Source organism: Gryllotalpicola sp. (assembly GCF_027352875.1).
GTDB lineage: Bacteria > Actinomycetota > Actinomycetes > Actinomycetales > Microbacteriaceae > Gryllotalpicola.
In genome coordinates this window covers 12,717-37,591 of the sequence record NZ_DAIEII010000007.1, presented here as the reverse complement: position 1 = coordinate 37,591, position 24,875 = coordinate 12,717, and the positions used below count along the sequence as shown (strand labels likewise).

21 protein-coding genes and 1 tRNA gene are annotated in these 24,875 nt (G+C 70.4%); 12 read left to right on the top strand and 10 right to left on the bottom strand.

Features of this window, described 5'->3' with window-relative positions:
* Position 1: 1 nt before the first annotated feature.
* Positions 2 to 74, bottom strand: a tRNA-Arg gene (locus M7D61_RS01320).
* Between the two features lie 129 nt (positions 75 to 203).
* Here M7D61_RS01320 and M7D61_RS01315 point away from each other — a divergent pair.
* The 5 genes from M7D61_RS01315 (at position 204) to M7D61_RS01295 (ending at position 4,468) form a co-directional block, all read left to right on the top strand.
* Positions 204 to 854 (top strand): NAD(P)-binding domain-containing protein, encoded by a 651-nt coding sequence (locus tag M7D61_RS01315; protein WP_298226821.1) that lies wholly within the window; start codon positions 204 to 206, stop codon positions 852 to 854.
* Between the two features lie 21 nt (positions 855 to 875).
* Positions 876 to 1,736 carry an arginase family protein gene (locus M7D61_RS01310; RefSeq protein ID WP_298226819.1) on the top strand — a complete coding sequence of 287 codons (861 nt, stop codon included), beginning with the start codon at positions 876 to 878 and terminating at the stop codon, positions 1,734 to 1,736.
* A gap of 34 nt (positions 1,737 to 1,770) precedes the next feature.
* Positions 1,771 to 2,631, top strand: coding sequence for an SDR family NAD(P)-dependent oxidoreductase (locus tag M7D61_RS01305; RefSeq protein ID WP_298226817.1), 861 nt, complete (start codon positions 1,771 to 1,773; stop codon positions 2,629 to 2,631).
* A 4-nt stretch (positions 2,632 to 2,635) separates the two neighbouring features.
* Positions 2,636 to 3,220 (top strand): GNAT family N-acetyltransferase, encoded by a 585-nt coding sequence (locus M7D61_RS01300; protein WP_298226815.1) that lies wholly within the window; start codon positions 2,636 to 2,638, stop codon positions 3,218 to 3,220.
* Positions 3,221 to 3,973: 753 nt separating this feature from the next.
* A complete protein-coding gene (locus M7D61_RS01295; protein WP_298226812.1) occupies positions 3,974 to 4,468 on the top strand; it encodes a hypothetical protein in 495 nt (164 codons plus the stop codon).
* Positions 4,469 to 4,498: 30 nt separating this feature from the next.
* Here the strand turns inward: M7D61_RS01295 and M7D61_RS01290 are convergent, their stop codons facing one another.
* Together M7D61_RS01290 and M7D61_RS01285 are read right to left on the bottom strand one after the other, a co-directional pair.
* Entirely contained in the window at positions 4,499 to 5,191 is a 693-nt protein-coding gene (locus M7D61_RS01290; protein WP_298226811.1) for a uracil-DNA glycosylase, read from the bottom strand.
* 6 nt (positions 5,192 to 5,197) lie between these two features.
* The gene (locus M7D61_RS01285) at positions 5,198 to 5,707 is read right to left on the bottom strand and encodes a phosphoribosyltransferase (protein WP_298226810.1); all 510 of its coding nucleotides are present in this window, start codon (positions 5,705 to 5,707) and stop codon (positions 5,198 to 5,200) included.
* A 37-nt stretch (positions 5,708 to 5,744) separates the two neighbouring features.
* Here M7D61_RS01285 and M7D61_RS01280 point away from each other — a divergent pair, with 37 nt between their 5' ends.
* A complete protein-coding gene (locus tag M7D61_RS01280; protein ID WP_298226808.1) occupies positions 5,745 to 7,202 on the top strand; it encodes an MFS transporter in 1,458 nt (485 codons plus the stop codon).
* 115 nt (positions 7,203 to 7,317) lie between these two features.
* Here the strand turns inward: M7D61_RS01280 and M7D61_RS01275 are convergent, their stop codons facing one another.
* Positions 7,318 to 8,112 (bottom strand): SDR family oxidoreductase, encoded by a 795-nt coding sequence (locus M7D61_RS01275; RefSeq protein ID WP_298226806.1) that lies wholly within the window; start codon positions 8,110 to 8,112, stop codon positions 7,318 to 7,320.
* Positions 8,113 to 8,245: 133 nt separating this feature from the next.
* Between M7D61_RS01275 and M7D61_RS01270 the strand changes: the two genes are divergently transcribed.
* The 5 genes from M7D61_RS01270 (at position 8,246) to M7D61_RS01250 (ending at position 13,975) form a co-directional block, all read left to right on the top strand.
* Complete coding sequence (locus tag M7D61_RS01270; protein ID WP_298226804.1) at positions 8,246 to 9,568, top strand: bifunctional o-acetylhomoserine/o-acetylserine sulfhydrylase; 1,323 nt, start codon at positions 8,246 to 8,248, stop codon at positions 9,566 to 9,568.
* 91 nt (positions 9,569 to 9,659) lie between these two features.
* On the top strand, positions 9,660 to 10,865 hold the full coding sequence (locus M7D61_RS01265) for a homoserine O-acetyltransferase (RefSeq protein ID WP_298226802.1): 1,206 nt from the start codon (positions 9,660 to 9,662) through the stop codon (positions 10,863 to 10,865).
* A 115-nt stretch (positions 10,866 to 10,980) separates the two neighbouring features.
* A complete protein-coding gene (locus tag M7D61_RS01260; RefSeq protein ID WP_298226800.1) occupies positions 10,981 to 12,150 on the top strand; it encodes an ATP-binding protein in 1,170 nt (389 codons plus the stop codon).
* Positions 12,147 to 13,310, top strand: coding sequence for a hypothetical protein (locus tag M7D61_RS01255; RefSeq protein ID WP_298226798.1), 1,164 nt, complete (start codon positions 12,147 to 12,149; stop codon positions 13,308 to 13,310). Before M7D61_RS01260 ends, M7D61_RS01255 begins: the two co-directional genes overlap by 4 nt.
* A 17-nt stretch (positions 13,311 to 13,327) precedes the next feature.
* The gene (locus M7D61_RS01250; protein WP_298226796.1) at positions 13,328 to 13,975 is read left to right on the top strand and encodes a response regulator transcription factor; all 648 of its coding nucleotides are present in this window, start codon (positions 13,328 to 13,330) and stop codon (positions 13,973 to 13,975) included.
* A 180-nt stretch (positions 13,976 to 14,155) separates the two neighbouring features.
* On the opposite strand, the gene M7D61_RS01245 is transcribed toward M7D61_RS01250, so the two are convergent.
* The 6 genes from M7D61_RS01245 to M7D61_RS01220 all read right to left on the bottom strand — a co-directional run bounded on the left by M7D61_RS01245 (position 14,156) and on the right by M7D61_RS01220 (position 21,018).
* Positions 14,156 to 14,980 carry an aldolase/citrate lyase family protein gene (locus tag M7D61_RS01245; RefSeq protein WP_298226825.1) on the bottom strand — a complete coding sequence of 275 codons (825 nt, stop codon included), beginning with the start codon at positions 14,978 to 14,980 and terminating at the stop codon, positions 14,156 to 14,158.
* Positions 14,981 to 15,030: 50 nt separating this feature from the next.
* Entirely contained in the window at positions 15,031 to 16,290 is a 1,260-nt protein-coding gene (locus M7D61_RS01240; protein ID WP_298226794.1) for an MFS transporter, read from the bottom strand.
* Positions 16,291 to 16,375: 85 nt separating this feature from the next.
* Positions 16,376 to 17,239: an ADP/ATP-dependent (S)-NAD(P)H-hydrate dehydratase gene (locus M7D61_RS01235; protein WP_298226792.1), complete on the bottom strand. Its 864-nt coding sequence runs from the start codon at positions 17,237 to 17,239 to the stop codon at positions 16,376 to 16,378.
* Entirely contained in the window at positions 17,220 to 18,254 is a 1,035-nt protein-coding gene (locus tag M7D61_RS01230) for a hemolysin family protein (protein ID WP_298226790.1), read from the bottom strand. The genes M7D61_RS01235 and M7D61_RS01230 overlap by 20 nt, the downstream gene beginning before the upstream one ends.
* Positions 18,251 to 19,555: a hemolysin family protein gene (locus M7D61_RS01225; protein WP_298226788.1), complete on the bottom strand. Its 1,305-nt coding sequence runs from the start codon at positions 19,553 to 19,555 to the stop codon at positions 18,251 to 18,253. The genes M7D61_RS01230 and M7D61_RS01225 overlap by 4 nt, the downstream gene beginning before the upstream one ends.
* A gap of 23 nt (positions 19,556 to 19,578) precedes the next feature.
* A complete protein-coding gene (locus M7D61_RS01220; RefSeq protein WP_298226787.1) occupies positions 19,579 to 21,018 on the bottom strand; it encodes a GuaB1 family IMP dehydrogenase-related protein in 1,440 nt (479 codons plus the stop codon).
* A gap of 137 nt (positions 21,019 to 21,155) precedes the next feature.
* On the opposite strand from M7D61_RS01220, the gene M7D61_RS01215 reads away from it, so the two are divergent.
* A complete protein-coding gene (locus M7D61_RS01215; RefSeq protein ID WP_298226785.1) occupies positions 21,156 to 24,851 on the top strand; it encodes a multifunctional oxoglutarate decarboxylase/oxoglutarate dehydrogenase thiamine pyrophosphate-binding subunit/dihydrolipoyllysine-residue succinyltransferase subunit in 3,696 nt (1,231 codons plus the stop codon).
* Positions 24,852 to 24,875 lie beyond the last annotated feature (24 nt).

Sequence of the window (24,875 nt, the reverse complement as noted above, 5' to 3'; positions counted from 1 at the left end):
GTGCCCCCTGTTGGATTCGAACCAACGGCCTTCTGCTCCGGAGGCAGACGCTCTATCCCCTGAGCTAAGGGGGCTCGCGGGCTCGACAAGGCTAACGCACCAGGCGGCGCGCTGGGTGCCGGACGGGCTCGTCGCGCCAGCCTCGACACCGGAGAAGAGCACCGAGGCGGAATCCCGAGCCCCCTCCGGCTGTTGCCGCACCCATGACCACTATCGGATTCATCGGATCGGGCAAGATCGGCAGCGCCCTCGCACGGCTCGCCGTCGCACAGGGCTACGACGTCGTCGTGAGCAACTCCCGCGCACCCGAGACCCTCGCCGAACTCGTCGCCGAACTCGGCTCGCGCGCTACGGCGGCGCGGGCGGCGGATGCCGCGGCCGCAGCCGACGTGGCGGTCGTCTCCATCCCCGCCAAGAACATCGGGCAGGTCGACCCCGAGCCTCTCGCCGCCAAGATCGTGCTGGAGACGAACAACTACTACTTCGAGCGCGACGGCCGCATCGCTGCCATCGACGAGGAGCGCACCACCGTGAGCGCTCTGCTGCAGGAGCACCTGCCGACCTCGCGCGTCGTCAAGGCGTTCAACCACATCAGCTTCGCCCACATCCCCACGCAAGGTCTGCCGTCCGGCAGCGAGGGCCGACGGGCGCTCGCCATCGCGAGCGATTTCGACGACGCCAAGCAGTGGGCGCGCGACTTCATCGACCGCGCCGGTTTCGATGCGGTCGACGCCGGCCCGCTCGCGAACAGCTGGCGCATCGAGCGCGACTCCCCCGGCTACGGCCGACGCCTCACCGCGCCGCAGCTCGAGGCCGCGCTGGCCGAGGCCGTGCGATCCGCCGTGCATCCGTGATCCACCGATAGGCTCGCACTCATGGCGACCCGTTTCATCGTCGTCCCGCAGTGGCAGGGCTCCGGTTCGGCGCGGGCGATGCGCCTCGCCGACGGCGCGACCGCGATCGCGGGCGACCTGCCTGTCTCGTCGACGACCCGGCTCGAGCTGCGGGCCGAGGCCGGCGAGGAGCTGGGAACCGGCGTCAAGCGCGCCTCGGCGCTCATCGCCACCCACGCTCAGACCACCGAAGCCCTCCGCACGGCCTGGGCATCCGACCCTGACGCCCTCCGCATCGTCGTCGGCGGGGATTGCGGAGTCGACGTCGCAGGAATCCAGTTCGCGGTGCGCAGCGCCGCACAGGGCCAGGCCGGCCCCGTCGCCCTCGTCTGGTTCGACGCGCACGGCGACCTCAACACCCCCGAATCGTCGCCATCCGGCATCTTCGAAGGGATGGCCCTCCGTGCCGCGCTCGGCGAAGGGCTGGAGGGGCTCGCCGACCCCGAGGCGGCGGTGCGGCCCGCGCACGCGGTGCTCGCCGGCGCGCGCGACCTCGACGACCCCGAGGTCGCCTACCTCGCGGAATCCGGTGTCACCCTCGTCGAACCCGACCGGGTGAGCCCCGCCTCCGTCGCCGACGCGGTCGCCGCGACGGGCGCGACGAGCGTCTACCTCCACATCGACCTGGACGTCCTCGACCCGGGCGCGTTCGAAAGCGTCGGCACGCCGGAGCCGTTCGGCATCGAGGTGCAGACGCTCGCTGAGACGATCCTCGAACTGCGCTCGCGCTTCGCCCTGGCGGGAGCCGGTGTGACGGGGTTCGCCCCGGCGTCCGACGACGACGTGGCGAACGACATGCCCGTCATCCTGCGCATCATCGGCGCGCTCACCCGCACCCTCTGACCCGCAGCGGCGCCGCGCGCCTACCCTGGGTCTCGTGGCCGCGCGCACGATCGTCATCACCGGTTCGAGCTCCGGGCTCGGCGCCGCAGCCGCCGCCGCCCTCGCGCAGCAGGGCAACCGCCTCATCGTCGTCGGCCGCACCCCGGATCGCACCCGCGCCGTCGCCGAGCGCATCGGCGCCGAGCACCACCTCGCCGACTTCGAGCGCCTCGACGACGTGCGCCGCCTCGCCGCCGAGCTCATGGCGCGCGACGAGCCCATCCACGTGCTCGCCAACAACGCGGGCGGCATGTACGACGAGCACGCGCTCACCTCCGACGGGATCGAGCGCACCCTGCAGGTGGACCTCGTCGCGCCGTTCCTGCTCTCGCACCTGCTGCTGCCGCGCCTTGCGGAATCCGCAGCGCCCGGACACCCCGCCCGCATCGTCACCACTGCGAGCATCGCGAACCTGTGGGGCCGGCTGCGCCTCGACGACCTGAACTGGGAGCACCGGCCCTGGCTCGGCGGCTGGCGCGCGTACGGCGCCGCGAAGCTGGGCGTCATTCTGTGGAATCGCGACCTCGCCGAACGCACCGCCGGCCTGGGCGTCAGCACGTACACCTTCCACCCCGGCTGGGTGAAGTCGAACTTCGGCAACCCCGCGCTCATGAGGTTCGCCGACATCGCGCTGCTCGGCCACGCCGGCATCTCCCCCGAGAAGGGCGGCGCGCCGCTCGTCGCCCTCGCATCGGACACCCCGGCGGCGGCTCCGAGCGGAACGCACTTCGACCGCTTCACGCCGAACGGCCGGGTCAACGCTCAGGCACGCAACCGGCAGCTGGGGCAGGAGCTGTGGAGTGTATTGGCGGACCTGGCGGGTCTTACGGCGGAGTCCGCCGAGACTCTAGGCTGACCGCGTGCTGGAAGAGGAATACCAGGCGCGGCGGGTGCTGCCGCACCACCTGCGCAAGCGGGTGCCCGCCGAGGCCCCGTTCGAGTACGTCGTCAGGGATGCCGTCGAAGCCGACCTCCCCCACATCCGCGAGATCTACAACTACTACGTCACCAACAGCACGGTGACCTTCGAGTCCAAGCCGACGACCCTCTGGTACTGGCGACGCAAGTACCACGAGATCCGCAAGGCCGGCGCGCCCTTCGTCGTCGCCGCGAGCCCGACAAGCGGCCAGGTCCTCGGCTATGCGCTCGTCGCCCCCTGGTCGACGAAGACCGGCTACAAGTACACCGTCGAGAACTCCATCTACCTGGGACCCGCCGCGACCGGCAAGGGGCTCGGCCGCGTGCTGCTCGGAGCGCTCGTCGAGAAGGCGCGGGCGGCGGGATTGCGCGAGATGATCGCCGTCATCGCCGATCAGGGGGCCGAGGGGTCGATCGCCATCCACAAGAAGCTCGGCTTCAAAGAGGTGGGCCGCATGGCGCACGTCGGCTTCAAGTTCGACCGCTGGCTCGGCACCGTCACGATGCAGAAGTCGCTCAAAAAATAGCCTAGGTCTACATCGTCGCGGGCGTTGCCCGCAGTCGGTCCGCGGCTAGGTGTACTCGGCATCGGGTTCATGTCACTCGGTGTCGACACCGTCGCTGAAGCGGCGCAGACTGGCCAAACTGACATCATCCCATGTGCTCAAACACGTCAACGACGGAACCTGGCGTGTCGGCGAGCAAGCTCTCTACATTGAGGACATAGCCCATGGAGGAATCTCATGTTTAGCAGAACGCGCCTGACTTTGGCGGCTGTGGCAACCGCGGTCTGCGTGGGTACGGTCGCTGCGCCAGCAGCGGCCGCTAATGCGGCAGCAGCCGCAAGTACGATCACATGTGTCGCACCTGTCCAAAATGTGCACGGCTCGACACACGTGACAGGGACCATCAATGTGGTCGCTACCGTGCAGTGCACAGCGTTTGTCCTGTCAATTGCCCAACAAGCCGCGCTCTACAAAATTGGTGGAAGCTCGTGGTGGGGTAAGAAGTTGAGCGATTCGGGTGCTGTCACAATTCAGACGAATGCTGCGACCTCATGTTCTCAAGCCCCAGGGCAATTTTACGGCGTCGCGGTTACTACGATCGTGTTCCCCCCTGGCTACGTACCCACAACGCCAACGGCGAGAAATACTTATGGTGCAACGTCCGGCGTGACCTGCTCCACGGCTCAGATCGCTCCAGCTCTTCCAAATGAGTTGAGCAGTGCAAGCGGAATGACCGCCGTGTTCAGCGCCACCAAGACGCAATAGAGGTTCAGGGTGTCGGAACTGCCCGAACGACCGCGCCGGATTCCGGGCAATGACATTTTTCAGGCTGAAGAAGTTGATCGTTCCCGCGACGAGTCCTGGACGACAAGCTTCCCAGTTTATCGGGTCACATTCTGGAACCTGCCCGATTGGCATGGGCCATCTACCCCGTATCCAATCGCGTTCAACGCGGAGAGTTGGCGCGTTGTTGGCGCCCGGGATCTGCACGAAGTTGTTGCTTGGGCCGACGCCGATGGGCGACAGTATGAACTATTTGCAGAATCCGAGGACAGCCGCTCAGGTCGTCAATTCACCGGCACCGTTCTTCGGCTAACTGGATACAACCCGGCGCTTGGCGCTGAGCGCTCCCCGAACGCGCTTATCTCGGATCTGGCTGCGGCCGCCGGTGTGCAGGCGGAACTCGATCGCAGCGGGAGTCACGTTGAAGGAAACGCGCCGCCGCCTGTCGCCCCCGGCCCGGCGGAGTTCCGCGCGGAGCGAAGCTGATGCCGACCTGTCCCAGGGTGTTCACTGCACCTAGAAGATGCTCCAGTCGACGGGCTCCGCGCCCTGCGCGACGAGCAGCGCATTCGCTCGACTGAAGGGCTTCGAGCCGAAGAATCCGCCATTCGCCGACAGCGGCGACGGATGCGGCGAGGCGATGATCGGCGTCTCGCCGAGCAGGGGGCGCAGCGTCTCGGCATCCCGCCCCCAGAGGATCGCGACGAGCGGCCTGCGCCGCGCGACGAGCGCGCGGATCGCGGCGTCCGTCACCACCTCCCAGCCCCTGCCGCGATGGGAGCCCGACGCGCCGGAACGCACGGTGAGCGAGCGGTTGAGGAGCAGCACGCCGTGCTCGGCCCACGAGGTGAGGTCGCCGTGCGGCGGCGGCGCGATGCCGAGATCGGAGTGCAGCTCGCGGTAGATGTTCTGCAGCGACTTCGGCAGCGGGCGCACGCTGCGGTCGACGGCGAAGGACAGGCCGATGGGATGCCCGGGCGTCGGGTACGGGTCCTGGCCGACGATGAGCACCTTGACGTCCTCGAGCGGCTGGGCGAACGCGCGCAGCACCGCGTTCCCCGCCGGCAGGTAGGGGCGCCCGGCTGCCACCTCGGCGCGCAGCCAGTGTCCGAGCTCGGTGATCTGCGGTTGCACGCCGGCGAGCGCCGTCGCCCAGCTCGGGTCGATGAGCTGCTCCTTCGCGAGTTCGGTCAGGGGCTTACCGGCCATGCACCCTCACACCGCGACGGGCGGCTGCGCCGACCACGGGAACGCGATCCAGTTGCCCGTCCTGCGCCAGAAGTACTCGGGCTCGCGGATCGTGTGCGGCTTCGCGTAGAGGCAGACGGTGCGCACCTCGGCACCGGATGCCTCGACGAGATGCGCGACCAGGTCGAGGGTGCGACCCGAGTCGCTGACGTCGTCGACGAGCAGCACCCGCTTGCCGGCGAGTGACTCGCCGTCGAGCATCGGCGGCAGCACGACGGGGTCGGACAGCGTCTCCTCGCGGTCGGTGTAGAACTCGACGTTGAGGGCGCCGCACGCCTTGACGTCGAGCGCGTAGGCGATGGCGCCGGCGAGGGTGAGCCCGCCGCGGGCGATGGCGACGACGACCTCGGGGGCGAAACCCGAGGCGGCGATGTCGCGGGCGAGGCTGCGCGAGGCGTCCCCGAACGCCTGCCAGGTGAGCACCTCACGGCCCTGCGCGTCGAACGTCAACCCCGTCGCGTCGCCCAGAGCCGCCATGACGGCAGACTATCGGGCGGGCGATAGAGTCCCCACCATGGCGACGCGGGCGACGACGGCGGCGAGGAGCGGAAACGCCGGGATCACGCTCTCCCTCGTGGGCTGGCTGTTCCTGGTCGAGCTCACGAGCGGGATCCTGCAGGGGTACTACCCCGTGCTCATCCCCGACATCGTCAAATACCTCGGGGTGCGCGACGCCGACTACAACTGGTTCGAGGCCGCCCAACTCGCGGTCTCGGCGATCAGCATCCCCGTGCTCGCGAAGCTCGGCGACCGGTTCGGCCATAAGCGCATCCTGCTCGTCTCGACCCTCGTGACGGCCGCGGCGACCTGGTGGCTGGCCTTCGCGCCGACGTTCACGACGTACCTCATCGCGTTCGCCATCCAGGGCTTCTACACCGTCTGGCTCGGGCTGGAGATCGCCATCATCTTCGACCGCGGCCGCCGCAGCGACGTCGGCGTCTCGCACACCCGCCGGGCGGCGGGCTGGCTCATCGTCGCCCTCGAGCTCGGCGCCATCCTCGGCGACCTCGCCGCCGCGCAGCTCTTCGAGTCGACCGGCAGCATCCCGATCTCGCTCATCGTGCCCGCCGCCTGCGTGACGCTCGTGTTCTTCGCGATCTGGCTGGGTGTGCCCGCCTCCGAGCCTGTTCCGACCGGCGAGCGGATCGACAGTCTCGGCTTCGCGCTGCTCGCCCTCGCGCTCGTCCTCATCACCGGCGGCCTCGCCCTGCTGCGGGCGCTGGGGCCGGGCGACGTGTGGGTGTGGGTCGCGATCGCGGCGGGATTGCTCGCCCTCTGGCCCTTCGCCCGCGTCGAGCTGCGCTCGAAGGACCCGGGCATCGACCTGCGCGTGATGCGGCGGAGCACGATGTGGCCGATCATCGTCACGGCCGGCCTCATCGGCATCAGTGTGCTCGGGGCGCAGACGCCGCTCAGCACCTTCGCCGGCACCGACCCTCAGACGGCGGGCTTCGGGCTCGGGCTGGGCTCAGGCATGCGCTCGATCCTCATCGGCGTCTACCTCGTGTCGCTCATCATCGGCGCCACGGTGTTCCCCACGATCTCGGCGAAGGCGTCGCCGCGCGCGGCGATGATTCTGGGGGCGGCGCTGGTCGCCATCGGCTACCTCGCGCTCCTGCCCTTCCACGCCAGCCTCCTGGAAGTCCTCGGCGACATCGTCATCGCGGGCTTCGGCACGGGTGCGCTGCTCGGCGCACTGCCTGCGGCCGCGGCGGCGGCCGCTCCGCATGGGCAGACGGGTGCGGCATCCGCCATGACGAACACGACGAAGATCATCGGCGGCGGCATCGCCTCGGCCGTGTTCGGCGTCGCCCTCGCGACCGGGGCATCGGATGCCGCGGATTCGACCGCCGCGAGCCTGGCGGGCTACTACACGGTCTGGGCGATCTGCGGCCTCGGAGGCGTCGCAGCGACGATCCTGCTCTTCTTCGTGCCGAAGGCGGCCTTCGCCGACCGGCCGGCGGAGGACTGACCGCGAGCTGCGTCAGCGCGTGACCCGCACCGCCGCCTCTCGGCGGACGGACGCCCGGCGAGAGGCGATCCGCCCGGATCGCCGGTGTCGCCCTTTCACCGGCGCCGGCCGAGCACTACGCGCCCGGGTTTCCCGTTACGACCTGCACCGGGCCGCGGTGCAGCAGCTGGTTCGGCCCCTGCGCGACGGGGCGCAGCACGATGAGGTCCTGGTTGACGTGGCCGGGCTGGTTGAGAGCGCCGGCGATCACGGCGGCGACGTCGTCGGCGTCGAGGGGGTCGTCGACCCCGGCGTAGGTCGCCGCCGCGCGTTCGGCGTCGCCGCCGAAGCGGCGCAGCGCGAACTCCGCTGTCTCGACGAGCCCCGGGGCGACCTCCATGACGCGGATCGGCTCGCCGAGGAGCTCGAGGCGCAGTGCGGCGACGAGCGCGTGCTCGGCGAACTTCGCCGCGTTGTACCCGCCGCCGTTCGCGTAGGCCTGGTGACCGGCGGTCGACGTGACCGTGAGGATGTCAGCATGGCCGCCCGCTTCGCCGGCGCCGGCGCGCAGCAGCGGCAGCAGCGCCGTGACCATGCGCTTCGTGCCGAGCACGTTGACCTCGAACATCCAACGCCAGTCGTCGATCGACCCCGCCTCGACCGAGGCCATGCCGCGGGCGCCGCCCGCGATGTTGACGAGGGCGTGAACGGGGCCGGATTCCGCGAGGAACCCCCGCAGCGCGTCGACATCGCCCTGCTCCGCGATGTCCGCGGCGAACATCGCAGCCCCCGTCTCGGCGGCGAGCCGCTCGAGCCGCTCGGCGCGGCGCGCCACCCCCACGACGTCCCAGCCGCTCGCGACGAGGGCCCTGGCCGTCGCCTCTCCGATGCCCGAACTTGCCCCTGTGACGACCGCGCGACGAGAAACCATGCCTCCATTCTTCCGGAGCGCCGGGTGGCGGGACGACGCCCTGCGTTACGTCGTGTGTCGTGCGGCGTGGCCGCAGCAATCCGCACGAAATAACGTCTCTTCCGACATCCCGTCCTCACCTTTGGAGCTCACCATGACCGACGCCGCCTGGCAGTTCGAAACCAAGCAGGTCCACGCCGGAGCCGCGCCCGACCCGGTCACCAACGCGCGCGCCACCCCCATCTACCAGACGACCTCGTACGTCTTCAACAGCGCCGAGCACGCCAAGAACCTCTTCTCGCTCGCCGAGTCGGGCAACATCTACACCCGCATCCAGAACCCGACCCAGGATGTCGTCGAGCAGCGCGTCGCCGCACTCGAGGGCGGCACCGGGGCGCTGCTCGTGGCCTCCGGCCAGGCGGCCGAGACCTTCGCGGTGCTCAACATCGCGCAGGCCGGCGACCACATCGTCTCATCGAGCTCGATCTACGGAGGCACGTACAACCTCTTCAAGTACACGCTCGGAAAGCTCGGCATCGACGTGACCTTCGTCGAGAACCAGGACGACGCCGACGAGTGGCAGCGCGCCGTGCGCCCCAACACGAAGCTGTTCTTCGCCGAGACGGTCGGCAACCCGAAGATCAACATCCTCGACATCGAGAAGGTCGCGGGCGTCGCGCACGCCAGCAGCCTGCCGCTCATCGTCGACAACACGATCGCGACGCCGTACCTCATCCGCCCGTTCGAGCACGGCGCCGACATCGTCGTCCATTCGGCGACGAAGTTCCTCGGCGGCCACGGCACCACCATCGGCGGCATCATCGTCGACGGCGGCCGTTTCGAGTGGTCGAAGAACGTTGACAAGTTCCCCGGCCTCACCGAGCCCGACCCCTCGTATCACGGTGCGAGCTACACGACCGCCGTCGGCGACGGCCTCGCCTACATCATCAAGGCGCGCGTGCAGCTGCTGCGCGACCTCGGCTCGGCCATCGCGCCGTTCTCGGCCTGGCTGCTGCTGCAGGGCATCGAGACGCTGTCCCTGCGCATCGAACGCCACGTGCAGAACACCCAGGAGATCGCGGAGTTCCTCGAGAACCACCCCGACGTCGCCTCGGTGAACTACTCGGGCCTGCCGACCAGCCCCTGGTACGCCGCCGCCAACAAGTACGCCCCCAAGGGCGTCGGCGCGGTGCTGTCCTTCGAACTCAAGGGCGGCGTCGACGCCGGCCGCGCGCTCGTCGACAGCGTCACCCTGTTCAGCCACCTGGCGAACATCGGCGACGTCCGCTCGCTCATCATCCACCCCGCCTCGACGACCCACTCGCAGCTCACCCCCGAGCAGCAGCTCACCACCGGCGTCACGCCGGGCCTGGTGCGCCTCTCGGTCGGCATCGAGAACGTCGAGGACCTCAAGGCCGACCTCGAGCGCGGCCTCGCCGCCGCCCGCACGGTCTCGACCGCGAGCGCCGGCGCGTAGCCGCCCGAAGCGCACCGAAGCGGCCGTCCCTCACGGGACGGCCGCTTCGTAATGTGACGGACTCCGCCCCCGCGTCCGCGAGAATCGATCCATGGATTGGCAGACCGCCGAGGACAGCGCACCGTCGGAGTTCATCACCGACGCCCTCGCGCGCACCGTCCTCGGCAAGCCGCCCGCCACCGGCGCCTGGCGCGAGAGCGATCCGGCCGGCGACCGGCACTTCGCGCCGCTCGGCGCCTTCGAGTTCGAGAGCGGCCAGCGCCTGCCGTTCGCACGTATCGCCTACGAGACCTGGGGTGCGCTCAACGCGGATGCCTCCAACGCCGTCCTCGTCCTCCACGCCCTCACCGGCGACAGCCACGTCACCGGGTCGGCCGGACCCGGGCACCGGACCGACGGCTGGTGGCCGGGCATCGTCGGGCCGGGTCTCGCGATCGACACCGAGCGCTGGTTCGTCGTCGCCCCCAACATGCTCGGCGGCTGCCAGGGCAGCACCGGCCCGGCGTCCGCCGCGCCCGACGGCGAGCCCTGGGGGGGGCGCTTCCCGTTCACGACGATCCGCGACCAGGTGAACGCGCAGGCGCGCTTCGCCGACGTGCTCGGCATCGCGCGCTGGGCGGCGGTCGTGGGCGGCTCGATGGGCGGGATGCAGGCGCTGGAGTGGGCGGTGTCCTACCCCGAGCGGGTGGCGCGCGCCGCGATCATCGCCGCTCCCCCGCTCACCATGGCCGACCAGATCGGCCTCAACCTGGTGCAGCTCGAGGCGATCGAGAACGACCCGCGCTTCCGTGGCGGCGACTACTACGACGCCCCCGACGGCGAGGGCCCGCATCGCGGCCTGGCGCTCGCCCGCCGCATCGCGCTGCTCAACTACCGCAGCCCCGACGAGCTCAACGGGCGCTTCCAGCGCACCTGGCAGAGCGGCATCAGTCCGCTCGGCGCCGGCGGCCGGTACGCGGTGGAGTCCTACCTCGACTTCCACGGCAATCGCTTCACCCGGCGCTTCGACGCGAACAGCTACATCACCGTCGTCCAGGCGATGAACTCGCACGACGTGAGCCGCGGGCGCGGTTCGGTGGCCGAGGCGCTCGCCCGCGTCACTGCGAGGACGCTCGTCGTCGGCATCGACTCGGACCGGCAGTTCCCGCTCGAGGGCCAGCGCGAGATCGCCCGGGCCGTGCCCGGCAATATCGACGGCGATGTGCCGGCGATCATCTCCTCGGCGTTCGGCCATGACGGATTCCTCATCGAGGAGGAGCGCGTCACCGCGCAGCTCCGCCGTCTTCTCGACGACTGAGCGCGGGCGGCGCGGCCCCGCCGCCACCCGGGACGCAGGTCGCGGGACGCAGGTCGCGGGACGCGGGACGCGGGACGCGAATAGAGTGGAGTGCCCACCGATCTCCAGGAGCGTCATGCCCCGAATCCTCCTAGAGCGCGATCGCCTGCTCTCCACGGGCGCCCGCGCTCTGGGTCTCGTCGCGGCGATCGTCGCCGCCGTCTGTCTGTCGCTGCCGGGTGCGAGCGTCAGCGTTCCGGGCCAGATCGCCGCCGTCGCGCTTCTCGTCGCCGCGGGCGTCGGCTTCGCCTGGCGACTCGAGTTCGTCTCGACGGTGCTGTGGGCCGTGCTCATCGACGCACTGGCTTTCAGCGCCCTCGTCGTCGTCGCGCTCGCCTTCGGCCCGCTCAACACGGCGACGGCCTACGCGGTGCCCTGGATCGTCGGGGGCGTCATGGCGGCGCCGGCGATCGTGCTCATCACGAGCCCGCCGCGCATCGTGCTCTGCGCCACGACGTTCGTCTTCGCGATGGCCGGGCTCGGCTTCGCAGCGCGCGGCGACGCCTCCCTCATCACGCGTATGGTCGCGTTCTCGTTGGCGGGCTGGTTCTTCGGGGTCGTCCTCGCCGTGTGGATCGGCCGCATCGTGCCGCAGACGATCGTGCGCATCGCGAGCATGAGCGAGGCGTACCGCGCGGAGCGTCTCGCCAGCGAGACCGAGGCGCGCCGCCGCCAGGGGGCTCGGTTGCTCCACGACACCGTGCTCGCCACCCTTACCCTGCTCGCGCACTCCGGGGTCGGGGTGAGCGAAAGCGCGCTGCGCGAGCAGGCGGCGCAGGATTCCGCGCTGCTGCGCCAGCTGCGCCTGGGCTACACCCCCAATCCGGCCGCGTCGGGCACCTACCGGCTGCAGCCGGTCGCGGAGTCCTCGCTGGGCAACACGCTCGAGTCGGTCAAGCAGCGCTTTCAGCGCATGGGCCTCGAGGTGAAATGGCACGGCACCGGCCAGGTCCTGCTGCCCAGCGACACGCTCGACGCCTTCCTCCTCGCCCTCTCGGAGAGCCTCGAGAACGTGCGCCGCCACGCCGGCGTCGACGAAGCACACGTCACGATCACCGACGACGAGGTGGCGGTGCGCGCACTCATCACCGACAACGGCGTCGGCTTCGAGCCCGCCGAGGTCCCGCTCGAGCGGCTCGGCTACACCGAGTCGATCGTCGCCCGCATCCGCGATGTCGGCGGCACCGCGCGCCTCTTCACCGCACGCGGGGCGGGCACGACGGTCGTGCTCGAGGTGCCGAAGTGACCGCCGAGGCCGCACTGCCGGTCGCCTCGGCAACGCCGAGCGCCGACCGCCTCGCCTACGGCCTCAACCTCGCGGCGGACGTCATCGTCGCGATCTGCCTCATCGGCTTCATCGGCGGATTCCGCAACTACCCGATCCCCGCGCTCGGCGTCACCGCCTGGGCGCTCCTCGCCGGAGTGGCCCTCTACGGCCAGCTGGCGCAGGGGCGGGTCATCCCGCTGCTGCGGAGCTGGCCGTACCTCTCGCTCGCCCTCCTCGCGCTCGCCGACGTGCTCGACTGCATCGGCGCCGCATCGCCCGACACGAACTCGCTCGCCGGTCCGGCACCGCTCGCCGCGGTCGCGAGCGGCGCCCTGCTCATGACGTACGCGACGGTGCGCAGCACGCAGTTCATGGTGCGCTGCATCGCGGGGCTCGGCGTGCTGCTCGCCGCCGACTTCGCGGTCGGCATCACCGCCTACAACGCCGGGCTCGCGGTGCGCGTCGCCGAACTCGGCATCGCCATCTGGCCCGGCATCGTGGGTCTGCGGGTGGCCCGGGCGTTCCGGGCCATGCTCGAGTTCCAGTCTGATCTCTCCCAGGCGCAGGCGGCGGCATCCGTCGAGGCGAACGCCTTCGGGCTCGTCGAGTCGGAGCATCTCACCGCTCTCGACCAGGCGGCCGAGAAGCTGCTCGACGACGTGGCGTCGGGCTCCACGGCGCTGCCTCTCGACGCCGGCTCGGCCGAGCTCGCCGGCCGTATAGCCAGCCAGCTCCGCGTCCTGCTCGTCGCCGGCCGCACACGCACCTGGCTGCACCACGCGCTCGACGACTCGAGCGTCGTCGGCGCCCTCACCACCGTCGACGACCCCTACGGGTATGCCGCCCTCCTCGCCCCCGACCAGCGCGACGGGCTGCTCACCGCGATCTGGCTGTTCGCCGGCGATGCCACCCGGCGGGCGGAGTCCATGACTGTGCGGGTGCGGCGCGCGGACGCAGAGGCGACGAGTTCGCCGCGCCGTCTCAGCGTCGTGCTCGAACTCGCCGGAGTGAAGAAACATCGTCTGGACCCTGCGGCATGGCAGGCTATCAACAGAGTCGGACGCCACCGCGACAGCGCCGGGCCGTTCGGTCTCACCATCACGGTGGACTGCCCGGTCGATCTGGTGGCCGGTCGATGACCGTTCGAGGAGGGCCAGTGGCAGCCAAGCACATCCGCATCGCCATCGTCGACGACCACAGGATGCTGCTCGGCGCATTGACGGAATGGATCCGGCAGGCCGCCAAGGACATCGACATGGTCGTCGCGGCGGCCGCCTGGCCCGAATTGCTCGCCCACCCGGAGTTCCCCGTCGACGTCGTGCTGCTCGACCTCGACCTGAAGGACAACATCCCCGTCTCGGTCAAGCTCTCGGCGCTCAAGGCGGCCGGCGTCAAGACGGTGCTCATGAGCACCTATTCCGACCCGCACGTGGTGCGCGAGGCGATCGCCTCAGGCGCCCTGGGCTATCTCGTCAAGAGCGAGGACGCGGCAATGATCGCCGAGGCGATCCGCGCGGCCTACCGCGGCGAGTCGTTCATCTCGGCCGAGCTCGACGAGCTGCTCGCCGCGGAGGATTTCTCCGGGCCGCAGCTCAGCGCGCAGGAGCGCCGCGTCATGGCGTTGTACGGCGCCGGCGAGCCCGTCAAGGCAGTGGCGTTCACGCTCGGCATCAGCGACGAGACGGCGAAGAGCTATCTCAAGCGCATCCGCGAGAAGTACCGCCTCGCCGGGCTCGACGTCGGCACGAAGGTCGCACTCCGCAAGCGCGCCATCGCCGACGGCATCCTGCTGCAGAACGAATAAATTGCGCGCCACCGCCTCTGCGGCGCGACCGCAGTCGGCTTTTCGAAGCTGTCGCGTTCGGCGGCGAGCACGTCGCCGCCTCGTAGAGCGTGTTACGTTTCGCAGCTTTCAGGCAGCTCCAGACTGCACGATCCCGCTGGTCGGCCGCCCCGCGTAGCGGGGCGATGGAGACCCAGGCCTCTACGCCGGGCTGATCCGAAAAGTCTCCGCACGGCGCATGATCGTCTCGGCGCGGGCGAGGCGCGGCTTGTCGCTGCCGTCGCGCACGACGCTGCCGCCGCGCTCGAACTCGGCGAGGAAGTCGAGCGCCCAGGCGAGGTCGGCAGGCGACGGGCTCATCATCTCGTTGATGACGGCGGGCTGGTCGAGGTCGAGCGCGAGCTTGCCCGTCATGCCGAGGTTGATGCTCTCCGCGGTCCGCTCGCGCACCACCAGGTGGGTCGAGCCGACGGCGGGGCCGTCGATGGGACCGGGCAGGCCGCCGATGCGGCTCGCGACGACGAGGCGCGAACGGGGATAGGCCATGGCGAGCGGGTCGTTCGCCGCGCCGGTGTCGCGGCGGTAGTCGCCGGAGCCGAACGCAAGGCGGAACGCACCGCGGGCCTTGCCGATGTGCACGGCCTCCTCGATGCCGAGGGCGGACTCGACGAGCGGGATGACGGGAATGCGCCCGCCGAGGCGCTGATAGGTGTCGGTGACCTGCGCCGCGTCCTCGGTCTTGGCGAGCATGACGCCGGCGAGGCTCTCCAGCCCGTGCAGCGCCTCGAGGTCGGCCGCCCAGTCGCCGGTCGCGCTGAGGCCGTTGACGCGCACCCAGGCGCGGCCGCCGGCGGCGAGCCAATCGACGACGTAGCCGCGGGCGCGGTCTTTGAGCGAGCCGTCGACGGCGTCCTCGAGGTCGAGGATGATCTCGTCGGCGCGGCTGAGCTGGGCCTCGTCGAAGCGCTCCTCGAGGAGCGCGTTGACGAGAAGCCACGAGCGGGCATCGCCGCTCCCGACGCGCATCGCCTCGCGCTGGGCCCGGCGCTGCTCGAGCGTCGTACCGGATGCGCTGCTCATCGGACCGATTCTATGGCCGCAGCGTTCGGGGCAAGGGCGCTCTGGCCGTCGCCCCGCGCCAAGCCGATCGCAAGGAGGGCTATCGCTGCACCGGCGAGCGAAAGCCCGACTCCGAGCCAGATCCCGGCCACGTAGCCGAATCCGGCAGCGACGACCACGCCCCCGAGGAAGGCGCCGAGGGAGTTGCCGAGGTTGAACGCGGAGTGGTGGATGGCGCCTGCGATCGCTGGGCTCTCATGGGCGACCCGGAAGAGCCAGAGCTGCACGGCAGGGGTCACGAGCGACCCCGTGCCGCCGACGAGGAACATCGCGATGTACAGCGGCACCGGCAGGTGCGCGACGCTGGCTGCGATCGCGAGGGCGACGGCGAGCGTGCCGAAGGCGAGCAGCATGGCGAGCCGGACGTTGTGGTCGGCCAGGCGACCGCCGACGAGGTTTCCGACGACCATTCCGAGGCCGAAAACGGTGAGCGCGACGGGCACGAATCCCGCCGGAAGGTGCGCGACATCGGTGACGAGGGGAGCGATGAAGGTGTCCATCGCGAAGAATCCCCCGAATCCGATCGCCCCCATGCCGATCGCCAGCCACACCTGCAGCTTGCCGAACGCCTTGAGCTCGCGGCGGACGGTCTGCTCCGGGCGACCAGGCCGGTAGGGCAGTGCCAGTGTCACCGCGACGCAGGTGGCGGCGAACAGCGCAGCCACGGCACCGTAGGCGACGCGCCAGCCCCAGGTCTCGCCGATCCAGGTGATGCCGGGCACGCCGACGACGTTGGCCACGGCGAGGCCGCTCATGACGAGCGCGACACCCCGGCCCTGCTTGCCCGGTCCCATGAGATCGCCGGCGACGAGCGCCGCAATGCCGAAGTAGGCGCCGTGCGGAAGGCCGCAGAGGAAGCGGAAGAAGACCAGCCAGCCGAAGGTGGGAGCGAGGGATGCCGCGATCGTCGCGAGGGTGAACGCCAGCGTCAGCCCCATGAGCAGCCGCTTGCGCGGCAGCCTCGCCCCGAGTGCGGCGATCGTCGGGGCACCGACCACGACGCCGAAGGCGTACGCGGAGATGATGATACCGGCGTGCGCGTTGGCGCTCGCAGTGTTGGCGGCATACTCGCTGGGCAGCATCGCGTGGGCGATGTTGGGCAGCAGCCCCATCGCGACGAACTCCGTCGAGCCGATTGCGAAGCCGCCGAGGGCGAGGGCGAGCAGTGCGAGGCGCACGCGCCGCGGCGAGAGCTGAAGCGGCGGCACGGTGGTCATGGCTCCATCGTACGAAGGTTTCCGATGGACTCGAATCGATTCGCGACATCTCGGCGAGCTTCGGCACCGCGTGACTCGCTGCCGCTCAGCGACGGGCGATGAGCTCCTCGATGGCGTCCGGCACCGCGTCGGCGACGTCGAGCGCGGTGATGGGCGCGCCAGCGCCGAGGCCGTCCGGGTCGCTGGCCGCGATGCGGCCCGCGAGGCCGTGCACGACGGCACCGGTCGCTGCGATCATCGCCACGTCGTCGAGGTGGCGCGCGGTCCGGGCATGCGCGGCGAGCAGCGCGCCGATGATGCCGGCGAGCACATCGCCCGTGCCGGCGGTGGCGAGCCATGGCGTGCCCGAGCGCACGGCGTAGGCGAAGCCGCCGGGCAGGGCGATGCGGGTCGTCGCGCCCTTGAGCAGCACGGCGACGCCGAGCGCGTCCGCTGCCCGCACCGCCGCGGCGGCCGGGTCGGCCGAGATCTCGTCCAGGGCCAGCGGGGCGGCGGTGACGGCGAGCACGCGTTCCAGTTCCTGGAAGTGCGGCGTGATGACGACGGGGCCGCGTACCGCATCGAGCAGGTCCAGCGCGCCGGCATCGACCACGGCCGGAACCCCGCCCGCGAGCGCCGCCCGAACCCTCAGCTCGTCGTCGTGCGACCGGCCTGCCGCGTTCGGAATGCCGGAGCCGACGACCCAGGCATCCGCCCGCCCCGCCCCGACCACGGTCTCCGGACGCCTCGCGAGCACGAGCGCGGTCGGCGTCGCCGGCCCGATATAACGCACCATGCCGACCCCCGCGCGCGCTGCGCCCTCGACGCCGAGCACCGCGGCGCCGGGGAACGCCTCGGAACCGGTCGCGAGAGCGACGACGCCGCGCGTGTACTTGTCGTCCTGCGGCCCGGGCGCGCGCAGCAGGAGCCGGGCGTCCTTCGCCGTCCACTCAGTCGCGGCGGGTGGCATCGTCCACCTCCCCGACGAGCTCTTCCAGGATGTCCTCGAGGAACACGACGCCGATCGTCTCACCGCGGTGCACGATGCGGGCGAGGTGCGAGGCGCGGCGCCTCAGCAGCGCGAGCACGTCCTCGATCTCGGCGCCCGGCGCGACGCGTGCAAGCGGCCGGATGCGGTCCACCGGCACCGGCGAGTCGAAGGGCAGTCCCTCGAGGTCGAGCACATCCTTGAGGTGGAGGTAGCCGACCGCCTGCCCGGCCTCGTCGTCGACGACGTACCGGCTGAAGCCGTATCGCGCGACCGCGCGCTCGACCTCGGCCGGTGTCACCGTGTGCGGCAGCCGGACCACCTTGGCGATGGGCACCATGATCTCGGCTGCGGTCTTGCCGCTGAACTCGAAGGCCCCCCTCAGCACCTCGCTGGTCGCGAGCACCCCGGCGCGCGCCGAGTGCCGCGCGATGGCCTCGACCTCGTCGAGGGTGAAGGCGGCGGATGCCCCGTCCTTCGGCTCGACCCCGAACAGCCGCACCACGCCGTTCGAGAGCCAGTTGAGCGCGACGGTGATGGGCCTGACGACCCGGCCGATCGCGACGAGCGGCCGGGCGAGCAGCAGCACCGACTCGCGCGGGCGACTGAACGACAGGTTCTTCGGCACCATCTCGCCGAAGACGACGTGGAGGAATGAGACGACGACGAGAGCGATGACGAACGAGGTGGCGTCGGCGGCGACGGCGCCGCGCACCCCGGCGGATTCGAGCGGGCCGGCGAGCAGGTCGTGGATCGCCGGCTCCGCGATGCCGAGGAGGAGGAGCGAGCACACGGTGATGCCGAGCTGCGTCGTCGCGAGCATGAGCGTCGCATGCTCCATCGCCCACAGCGCCACCCGCGCGCCGCCGTTGCCGCGCTCGGCCTCGGGCTCGATCTGGGAGCGCCGGGCGGTGACGACCGCGAACTCTGCCGCGACGAAGAAGGCGTTCACCGCGAGCAGCACGACGAGCCAGAGGATGCCCCACCACGGGCTCACGGCTCGCCCTCCTCCGGCGCCGGCCGCGCCGGCAGGAAGAGCAGCCGGTCGATCCGGCGGCCGTCGAGGTTCGCCACCCTCAGCCGGCCGCCCCCGACCGGGACCTCGTCGCCGACGACGGGGAGGCGGCCGAGCTCGCTGACCACGAATCCGGCGACGGTCTCGTAGGGGCCCTCCTCCGGCACGCGGATGCCGACGCGGTCGAGCAACTCGTCGGGCCGCAGCATCCCGCTGAACTCCGTCGACATGGTCCCGCGGATGACCTCGATCGGACCGGTGTCGTGCTCATCGGCCACCTCGCCGACGAGCTCCTCGACGAGGTCCTCCAGGGTGGCGATGCCGGCGGTGCCGCCGTACTCGTCGACGACGACGGCGAGCTGCAGCCCGCGCGAGCGCAGTTCGCCGAGCAGCGCGTCGAGGTGCATCGTCTCCGGCACGCGCGGGGCCTCGCTCGCGAGCGCCGAGACGGGCACGAGCTCGCGGCGCTCGCGCGGCACAGCGACGGCCTGCTTGACATGGACCACGCCGATGATGTCGTCGATCCCGTCGGCGACGACGGGGAAGCGCGAGAACCCGGTCTCGCGCGCGAGCGCGATGACGTCGTCGGCGGTGTCGGTGCGCTGCACGGTCTCGAGGCGCGGTCGAGGAGTCATGACGTCGGATGCCTGATGCGCGGCGAACTGCAGCGTGCGATCCAGGAGCGTCGCGGTGTCCTCCTCCAGTGTGCCCTCGTTCGCGGAATGCCGCACGAGCGACGAAAGCTCCTCGGCGGTGCGGGCGCTGGAGATCTCCTCCTTCGGCTCGACGCCGAAGAGCCTCAGCACGCCGTTCGCGCTCGCGTTCAGCAGCCACACCGCCGGCCGGAAGATCCAGGTGAACACCACCTGGAACGGCACGACGACGCGAGCGACCGGCAGAGTGACCGAGAGGGCGAGGCTCTTCGGCACCAGTTCGCCGATGACCATCGAGACGAGGGTCGCTGCAAGGACGCCGATGATCGAGGCGACGAGGGGCACGTCGAGGGCATCCGCCCCGAATGCGGGCGCGAGCAACTCGCCGATCGCCGGCTCGAAGGTGAAACCGGTGAGCAGGGTCGTGAGGGTTATTCCGAGCTGCGCCGACGAGAGGTGCATCGAGGTGTGGCGCAGCGCGGCGATCGTCATCGCGAGCCGCGGCTCGCCCCGTTCGCGCCTGGCCTCGAGGTCGGCGCGGTCGAGGGTGACCAGCGCGAACTCGCCGGCGACGAAGAACCCGGTGCCGGCCGTCAGCACGAGGCCGATGACGAGTAGCGCCCACTCCATTGCTGGCAAGTGTACGGGCGGGCCTACCAGCTGACGAGCAGCGCCTTGCCCTCTTCGTAGCCGGCCGCCGACTGGATGCCGACGCGCGCGCGCTCGTGAAACTCGGCGATCGAGCGGGCGCCGGCGTAGGTGAACGACGAGCGAAGACCGGTCGTGATCATGTCGAGCAGGTCCTCCACCGACGGCCGCTGCGGGTCGAGGTAGATCCGCGAGGACGAGACGCCCTCGGCGAAGAGCTGCTTGCGCGCCTGCTCGAAGGGGTCGAGGCGCTCGAAGCGGGCCTGCACGGCCTTCGTCGATGCCATCCCCCAACTCTCCTTGTACAGGCGGCCGTCGCGGTCGGTCGCGAGCGGCCCCGGCGACTCTATGGTGCCGGCGAACCAGGAGCCGATCATGACGGATGCCGCCCCCGCGGCGAGCGCGAGCGCGACGTCGCGCGGGTAGCGCACCCCGCCGTCGGCCCACACCTGCTTGCCGAGCTCGCGCGCGGCTATCGCCGATTCGAGCACGGCCGAGAACTGCGGGCGCCCGACCGCGGTCATCATGCGGGTCGTGCACATGGCGCCGGGCCCGACGCCGACCTTGAGGATGTCGGCGCCCTCTGCGGCGAGGTCCTGCACGGCCTTCGCGGTGACGACGTTGCCGGCGACGATCGGCACGGCGAGGCCGAGCGCCTTGACCTCGGCGATGGCCCGGCGCATGCTCTCCTGATCGCCGTGGGCGGTGTCGAGCACGAGCACGTCGACGCCGACCTCGACGAGGGCCTTGGCCCGGGCGGCGACGTCGCCGTTGACACCGAGCGCCGCCGCGATGCGCAGGCGGCCTGCCGCATCGACTGCGGGACGGTAGATGGTCGCGCGCAGCGCGCTGGTGCGGCTCAGCGTGCCGACGACGCGGCCGTGGTGCAGCACCGGCGCGAAGTCCGCCTCCGCTGCGACGAGCAGGTCGAAGGCGGCACGGCCGCCGCCGACCTCGTCGGCGTCGACGGAGGCCACCGGTGCGGCCGCGAGGTCGCCGAGGCGGGCATCCGCCTGGGCCCGGCCGAGGCGCTCCGCTTCGACAGCGCCGAGGTAGTCGCCCGCGGAATCCTCGAGGATCACGCCGTGGCCGGCGCTCGCGGGCATGACCTGGAGCGCGTCGGCGACGGTGGCATCCGGCGTGAAGACGAACGGGGTGTCGTAGGCGGCCGGCTGCGCCTTGACCCAGCGGATGGCCGCGTCGAGATCCTGGGGGTGCATGTCCTGCGGCAGCACGCCGAGGCCCCCGCGCCGGGCGATGGTCGCAGCCATCCGCGCGCCGGTGACGGAGTTCATGTTCGAGGCCACGATCGGGATGGTCGTGCCGGTGCCGTCGCCGGGAGCGAGGTCGACATCCAACCGGCTCTGCACAGCCGACCGACTGGGCACCAGAAAGACGTCGGAATACGTCAGGTCGTGCTGGGGTTGCGTGCCGTAGAACTCCATGGGGACACGGTAGCCCCGGCCTTCGCGCTGAACGCCGAGAGAGCAGACAAGGCTTAGGCTTGTCCTCCGGGTGCTACGCGTCCGCACGGGCCACGTACCCCCACGACGACAGAGATTCAGAAGGTGGGCGAAGGCCAGTGGCGAGCCAGCTGACGGGTGTGGGAACCGAAGACGGTGCCGGCTTCGGAGCCAATGAATGGCTCGTCGAAGAGCTCTACGAGCAGTACCAGGTCGACAAGGACTCGGTCGACCAGTCCTGGTGGCCGGCGCTCGAGGCGTACGCGCGGACTCGCTCTCAAAGCGACCGTCCAGTGGACGGTCTCGGCGCATCCGCGCCGACGGTTCCGGCGGAGCCGCAGCCGTCGGGTTCTGCCGCCGCCGCGCCCGCCGAGACGCCCGCTCCGATCACGACCTCGATACCCGTCGCCAGAACGACCTCGCTCGCCCCGAAGCCGACCCCGGTGCCCGCCGAGGCGCCGGCGCCCGCACCCGCCGCCGCGGCGAACGGCGCCGAGGACGCCGTCTCGGCCCTCAAGGGCATGTCCAAGGCCCTCGCCGCGAACATGGAGCTCTCGCTCACCGTCCCCACGGCGACGAGCGTGCGCACCATCCCGGCCAAGCTGATGATCGACAACCGCATCGTCATCAACAACCACATGGGCCGCACCCGCGGCGGCAAGGTGTCCTTCACGCACATCCTCGGCTGGGCGCTCATCCAGGTTCTCAAGGAGTTCCCGTCGCAGAACGTCTACTACGACGTCATCGACGGCAAGCCCTCCATCATCGCCCCCGCGCACGTCGGGCTCGGCATCGCGATCGATCTGCCGAAACCGGATGGCTCGCGCTCGCTTGTCGTGCCCGCGATCAAGCGCGCCGAGACGCTGAGCTTCACCGACTACCTCGCCGCCTACGAAGACCTGGTGAAGCGCGCCCGCGGCAACAAGCTCACCGCCGACGACTTCGCCGGGGCGACGGTCTCGCTCACCAACCCGGGCGGCATCGGCACGGTGCACTCGGTGCCGCGGCTCATGAAGGGCCAGGGCTGCATCATCGGCGCCGGCGCCCTCGAATATCCGGCCGAATTCCAGGGCGCGCGCCCGCAGCTGCTCGCCGACCTCGGAATCTCCAAGACCATCACGCTGACCAGCACCTATGACCACCGCGTCATCCAGGGCGCTGGCTCGGGCGAGTTCCTCAAACTCGTCCACGAACTGCTCATCGGCGGCCGCGGCTTCTACGAGGGCATCTTCGCGGCGCTCCGCATCCCGTACGACCCGATCCACTGGGCGAACGACATCACCATCGACGAGGCGAACCAGGTCGACAAGACCGCGCGCGTGCAGGAGCTCATCAACGCATTCCGCGTGCGCGGCCATCTCATGGCCGACATCGACCCGCTCGAGTACAAGCAGCGCACCCATCCCGACCTCGATCTCGCGAGCCACGGTCTGACCTTCTGGGACCTCGACCGGGAATTCGTCGTCGGCGGCTTCGCCGGTCGGGGCACGATGCTCCTCCGCGAGGTCCTCGACGTGCTGCACGACTCGTACTGCCGCACGGTCGGCGTCGAGTACATGCACATCTCCGACCCGACCGAGCGCAGGTGGTTCCAGGACAAGCTGGAGCGCCCGTACGTCAAGCCGACGCACGACGAGCAGCTCCACATCCTCGAGAAGCTCAACCAGGCCGAGGCCTTCGAGACGTTCCTGCAGACCAAGTTCGTGGGGCAGAAGCGCTTCAGCCTCGAAGGCGGCGAGTCGACCATCCCGCTGCTCGACGAGCTGCTGCAGGCCTCGGCGGGCGCCGACCTCGACGGCGTCGCGATCGGGATGGCCCACCGCGGCCGCCTCAACGTTCTCACCAGCATCGCAGGCAAGACCTACGAGCAGATCTTCCGGGAGTTCGAAGGCGACTTCGACCTGCAGGGCTCCGGCGACGTGAAGTACCACCTCGGCACCGAGGGCACCTTCGTGACCGTCGACGGCAAGGAGATCCCCGTCTACGTCGCCGCGAACCCCTCGCACCTCGAGGTCGTCAACGGGGTGCTCGAGGGCATCGTGCGCGCCAAACAGGACCGCAAGCCGATCGCCACCTTCACGACGCTGCCGGTGCTCGTCCACGGCGACGCGGCGCTCGTCGGCCAGGGCATCAACGCCGAGGTGCTGCAGATGTCGCAGCTGCGCGCGTACCGCACGGGCGGGACCGTCCACGTCAACATCAACAACCAGATCGGCTTCACCACGCCGGTCGAAGAAGCCCGTTCGAGCAAGTACTCGACCGACATCGCGAAGTCGGTGCAGGCACCCGTCTTCCACGTCAATGGGGATGACCCCGAGGCCGTCGTGCGCGTCGCGCGCCTCGCCTTCGAATACCGCCAGGCCTTCCACCGCGACGTCTTCATCGACCTGATCTGCTATCGCCGCCGCGGCCACAACGAGGGCGACGACCCGTCGATGACGCAGCCGCTGATGTACTCGCTCATCGACGCGAAGCGCTCCACCCGCAAGCTGTACACCGAGGCGCTCGTCGGCCGCGGCGACATCACGCAGGAGGAATACGACGCCGCGCAGGCGAGCTTCCGGGAACGCCTCGAGCGCGCCTTCGCCGAGACGCACGCCGCGCAGACCAGCCCGATTCCGATCATCGCGCAGTCGGAGCCGGAGCCGCTGTCGTCCGTCATCCCGGTGGTCTCCGGGGCGACCATCCAACTCATCGGCGACGCGCACGCCAACCAGCCGAACGGATTCACTGCCCACCCGAAGCTGCAGCAGAATGTGCTCTCCAAGCGGGTCGACATGAGCCGCAACGGCTCGGTCGACTGGGGCTTCGGCGAACTCCTCGCCTTCGGCTCGCTGCTCGTCGAAGGCACCCCGGTGCGCCTCGTCGGCCAGGACTCCCGCCGCGGAACCTTCGCCCAGCGTCACGCCGTGTTCTTCGACCAGGTCAACGGCCAGGAGTGGATCCCGCTCGTCAACCTCGCCGAGAACCAGGGGCGCTTCTACGTCTACGACTCGCTGCTCAGCGAGTACGCGGCGATGGGCTTCGAGTACGGCTACTCGGTCGAGCGCGCCGAGGCGCTCGTGCTGTGGGAGGCGCAGTACGGCGACTTCGCCAACGGCGCCCAGATCGTCATCGACCAGTACATCTCGGCCTCCGAGCAGAAGTGGGGCCAGCGCTCGTCCGTCGTGCTGCTCCTGCCGCACGGCTACGAGGGCCAGGGCCCCGACCACTCCTCGGCCCGCATCGAGCGCTACCTGTCGCTCGCGGCGCAGGACAACATGACGATCGCGCGGCCCTCGACGCCCGCGTCCTACTTCCACCTGCTGCGCCGCCAGGCGTACGCACTGCCGCGCAAGCCGCTCATCGTGTTCACGCCGAAGGCGATGCTGCGCCTCAGAGGCGCGACGAGCGAGATCGCGGACTTCACCTCGGGCTCGTTCCAGGGCGTGATCGACGATCCGGATTCCTCGAACCCGGCCGCGGTCCGGCGCGTGCTCATGGTCGCGGGCAAGATCTACTACGACCTCAAGTCCGAGCTCGCGAAGGCCCCGAACCCTGAGATCGCCGTCGTGCGGCTCGAGCAGTTCTACCCGGTGCCCGATGCGGAACTGCTCGCCGTCAAAGCGAAGTACCCGGCCGCCGAGTTCGTCTGGGTGCAGGACGAGCCCCGCAACCAAGGTGCGGCACCGTTCCTCAACCGCGAGGTGCGTCGGCTCGAACTGCCGGGCTTCCGCATCGTGTCGCGCCCGATCTCGGCCTCCCCGGCCGCCGGGACAGCCCAGCGCCACCAGGCCCAGCAGGCGACACTGCTCGCCGAGGCGCTGAGCTTCTAACCGCGGAACGCAGCCGCAGGGCGC

Bases quoted from the DNA above. Each gene is read 5' to 3' on its own strand.
- M7D61_RS01315 (WP_298226821.1), top strand. From the start codon at position 204: ATGACCACTATCGGATTCATCGGATCGGGCAAGATCGGCAGCGCCCTC.
- M7D61_RS01310 (WP_298226819.1), top strand. From the start codon at position 876: ATGGCGACCCGTTTCATCGTCGTCCCGCAGTGGCAGGGCTCCGGTTCG.
- M7D61_RS01290 (WP_298226811.1), bottom strand. From the start codon at position 5,191: ATGGCCGGTAAGCCCCTGACCGAACTCGCGAAGGAGCAGCTCATCGAC.
- M7D61_RS01285 (WP_298226810.1), bottom strand. From the start codon at position 5,707: ATGGCGGCTCTGGGCGACGCGACGGGGTTGACGTTCGACGCGCAGGGC.
- M7D61_RS01280 (WP_298226808.1), top strand. From the start codon at position 5,745: ATGGCGACGCGGGCGACGACGGCGGCGAGGAGCGGAAACGCCGGGATC.
- M7D61_RS01275 (WP_298226806.1), bottom strand. From the start codon at position 8,112: ATGGTTTCTCGTCGCGCGGTCGTCACAGGGGCAAGTTCGGGCATCGGA.
- M7D61_RS01270 (WP_298226804.1), top strand. From the start codon at position 8,246: ATGACCGACGCCGCCTGGCAGTTCGAAACCAAGCAGGTCCACGCCGGA.
- M7D61_RS01265 (WP_298226802.1), top strand. From the start codon at position 9,660: ATGGATTGGCAGACCGCCGAGGACAGCGCACCGTCGGAGTTCATCACC.
- M7D61_RS01260 (WP_298226800.1), top strand. From the start codon at position 10,981: ATGCCCCGAATCCTCCTAGAGCGCGATCGCCTGCTCTCCACGGGCGCC.
- M7D61_RS01245 (WP_298226825.1), bottom strand. From the start codon at position 14,980: ATGCGCGTCGGGAGCGGCGATGCCCGCTCGTGGCTTCTCGTCAACGCG.
- M7D61_RS01240 (WP_298226794.1), bottom strand. From the start codon at position 16,290: ATGACCACCGTGCCGCCGCTTCAGCTCTCGCCGCGGCGCGTGCGCCTC.
- M7D61_RS01235 (WP_298226792.1), bottom strand. From the start codon at position 17,239: ATGCCACCCGCCGCGACTGAGTGGACGGCGAAGGACGCCCGGCTCCTG.
- M7D61_RS01225 (WP_298226788.1), bottom strand. From the start codon at position 19,555: ATGGAGTGGGCGCTACTCGTCATCGGCCTCGTGCTGACGGCCGGCACC.
- M7D61_RS01220 (WP_298226787.1), bottom strand. From the start codon at position 21,018: ATGGAGTTCTACGGCACGCAACCCCAGCACGACCTGACGTATTCCGAC.